The sequence below is a fragment of the [Flexibacter] sp. ATCC 35103 genome, from assembly GCF_001975985.1.
In the GTDB taxonomy this organism is placed as follows: domain Bacteria; phylum Bacteroidota; class Bacteroidia; order Flavobacteriales; family Flavobacteriaceae; genus Flavobacterium.
On record NZ_MTQF01000027.1, the window covers coordinates 1 to 3,282 of the forward strand.

The 3,282-nt window shown below is 31.2% G+C and carries 1 protein-coding gene; it reads right to left on the reverse strand.

Annotated elements, in window-relative coordinates:
- Nucleotides 1-3,282, reverse strand: a 3,282-nt coding sequence (locus tag BXU01_RS23425) for a condensation domain-containing protein (RefSeq protein WP_255373838.1), incomplete at both ends; no start/stop codon positions are given.

A 3,282-nucleotide genomic window follows, 5' to 3' on the forward strand; every position in this document is an offset into this window, starting at 1 on the left:
AACTGCTCTTTTTCTTCTGTAGAGAGGTAATTGAAAGTATTTAAGGGCTTATTAATATGCTCTGTAAATTGCTCTATTAAATTATAAATATGTTCCACCAGATTTTTCATGAATTTAGATTCATATCTTTTGGTATTATATTTAAAATCTATAGCTAATGATGAAGATGATGGTAAAATACTTATATCAAAATCATAGTTTGTTTGTTCAAATGTTGCAACCGATTCAATCTTGATTTCTTTATATTGATTGATTTGAGAATTTTTAACACCATTTTCAAGAATATCCTGAATAGGATAATTTTCAAAAATCATAATATGATTAAAAAGCTTCATTCCCAACTCACTTTGAGCATTAATCTCTGCTAAATTGGAGTAATGATACGTACTTCCGTATATTGCATCTTCCTGAACTCTTTTTAATAAATCATAAGGTGTATCGACATCTGCATATTTTATACGCACAGGAATTGTATTGATAAATAAACCAATCATATCTTCAATTCCTTCCAATTCTCCAGGTCTTCCTGAAACAACTGATCCAAAAACCACATCCTGAGTGTTATTGTATCTTGATAATAAAAAGCCCCATACGACCTGAATGAATGTATTTTGTGTTACACCAATACTGGCACATAAACTATTAATTTTTTTATACAGATTTTCGCCTATAGTAGCTGTTTCTTTGGCTTCTGTATATTTTTGATCCTCCTGAATTGTTTTGCCAAACGGGATTTCTGCAATTTGATTATAGCCTTCTAAATAGTTTTTCCAATACGTCATTGAATCATTGGTATTGACACTATCTAACCATTTAATATAATTAGAATATGGAAATGTTTTTGGAAGATTCAATACTGATTTTTGACTTATTGAATTCAATATCTGATAGAAATCCTTAATTAAAATACTCATACACCAGCCATCTGCTAAAATGTGATGGTGACTCCAAATAAATTCATAGTTATCATTTCCGAGATCCAGTATCTGTAATCTCATCTGAGAAGTTGATTCTAAGTCAAACCCTTTATTTCTGTCTTCTAATTTGATCTTTTCAACATACTCATTTAAGTCAATTACAGATGAAGGGAGTTTTTTATGTAAAAAGTTTCCCGAAACCGTTTTCCTTACTATTTGTATTGGTAACTCATTGGTTTGATCATATTTAAAACCGGTTCTCAATACAGCATGTCTAGTTATCAATTTATCATAAGCTTCTTTTATATCTGTTATGTCCAGATCAGATGCTTTAATTCTATAAGATATCTGCTCAAAATACAATGAAGACATGCCGTTAGACAACCAGTGAAAGTAAATACCTTGCTGCAATGGAGAAAGTTTATAGATATCTTCTATATCATTATCTTTATTAAGTTCTGAAAGTGTTGAAATACTTATTTTTTTGAAGGTCAAATCTGATGGAGTTAAATAATTCTCCCTGATCGCACTCAATTCTTCAATTAATGCAACAAGATTTTCTTTATAAGAATCAACTAAATCCTGAATTGTCTTTTTATGATATACTTCTTTATTAAAATTTATTGTTATAGAAAGTTTTTCATCTACTAAAATTCCCGTTACGATTAACAATACGTCGTTTCCATTTGAATCATCATTATTAGCTCCAATATATTCAGAAGCATATTCAAATATTGAATCTTCATTTTTATTTGTTACGCCACTGCCAAAATCTCCCAAATAGTTAAATTCGATAGCAGGAATAAGTTTATCGCTATACTGTTTTGTCAAGTATTTTAAAATCCCGTATCCAACACCTTTATTTGGTATTTTTCTTAAATCTTCTTTTACTTTTATTAAAGTGTTACTATCAGGATTAGAAACATCTAATACGAACGGATAAAAAGAAGTAAACCAGCCTACTGTTCTATTTATATCCACATCAGGAATAATTTCTTCCCTACCATGTCCTTCCATTTTAAGAATACTTTTATCCAATCCAAAAACATTCTTTAATGACAGACCAAGACCTGTTAATAATATATCATTTATTTCAGTATTATAGGCTCCATGCACCTTAGTCTGTAATAATTCTGTAGTGTATTTATTCAAACTAAATGAAATACTGCTATCAATTTTTACGTTAAATTCCCGACTGTTTTTATCTGTTGGAAAAGATGAAATTACCTGACTACTAACAGATTCCCAATAAGGCTTTTCAAGCTTAATCTGTTCGCCATGGGCATAATCCTGCTGCAATGAAGACCATAGTTTAAATGAATCTGTTTTTAATGGCAGCTGTACAGCAGCGCCAGATAATAATTGTGTATAAATCACAGATAAATCTTCGAGTAAAATTCTCCATGAAACTCCGTCTACAACTAAGTGATGTATAATTAATGCCACACGATCACCGCTCGTTAATCTAAAATGTGCGGCTTTAAGCAACGATCCTTCCAGATTAAAACCGGATTGAAGCTGCTCTCCTATTTTTGCCATGGCCAACAACTCATCATCTGAATTACGCAAATCATGAAAATCGACAGTTAAATCATCTTTCTGAATACCCTTATTGTATTGTTTCCAATTATCACCTTCTTTTTTGTAAATCATTCGAAGAGCATCATGATGATGAACTAAAAAGGTCAAACTTTTAGATAAAAAATCTGAATTAAGTTCTGCTCCACTTTTTAATACTACAGACTGATTAAAATGATGGTGTACCTTAAAAATATTATTTTCAAAAAAATAATGCTGAATCGGAGTAAAAGCAATTTCTCCTTCAACCGGAGACTGATCAATAATTCGATTGCTTACCTCCATATGTTTTGCTAATTGCTCTAATACAGCAACACGAAGGATGTCCTTAATTTTTAAGCTATAACCCTGCTGTTTCAAACGGGAAATTATCTGAATTGATTTAATAGAATCTCCTCCCAGGTTATAAAAATTATCTTTAACACTAATTGGGGATCTTTTTAGTACGTCTTCCCAAACGTTCACTAACAATTTTTCTTCTTTTGATCGTGGAGCTGCATATTCGCTTTTTGTAACGTCTTGCTCGCTAATATTGGGTAATTTTTTAAGATCAACTTTACCATTTGGTGTTAAGGGCAATTCGCTGAGTGCTACATAAAAACCGGGAACCATATAATTTGGCAAATGCTCTTTTAGAAAATCCTGAATCGATTCCTTGTTAAATTCTCCGTTAGGAACAATGTAAGCAACCAAAAATTTGTTCTTACTTGCATCTTCTTTGACTACTATTCTATTGTGTTTTATTAATGGAGATTTAGCCAATTCGGTTTCTATTTCCCCAAGTTCA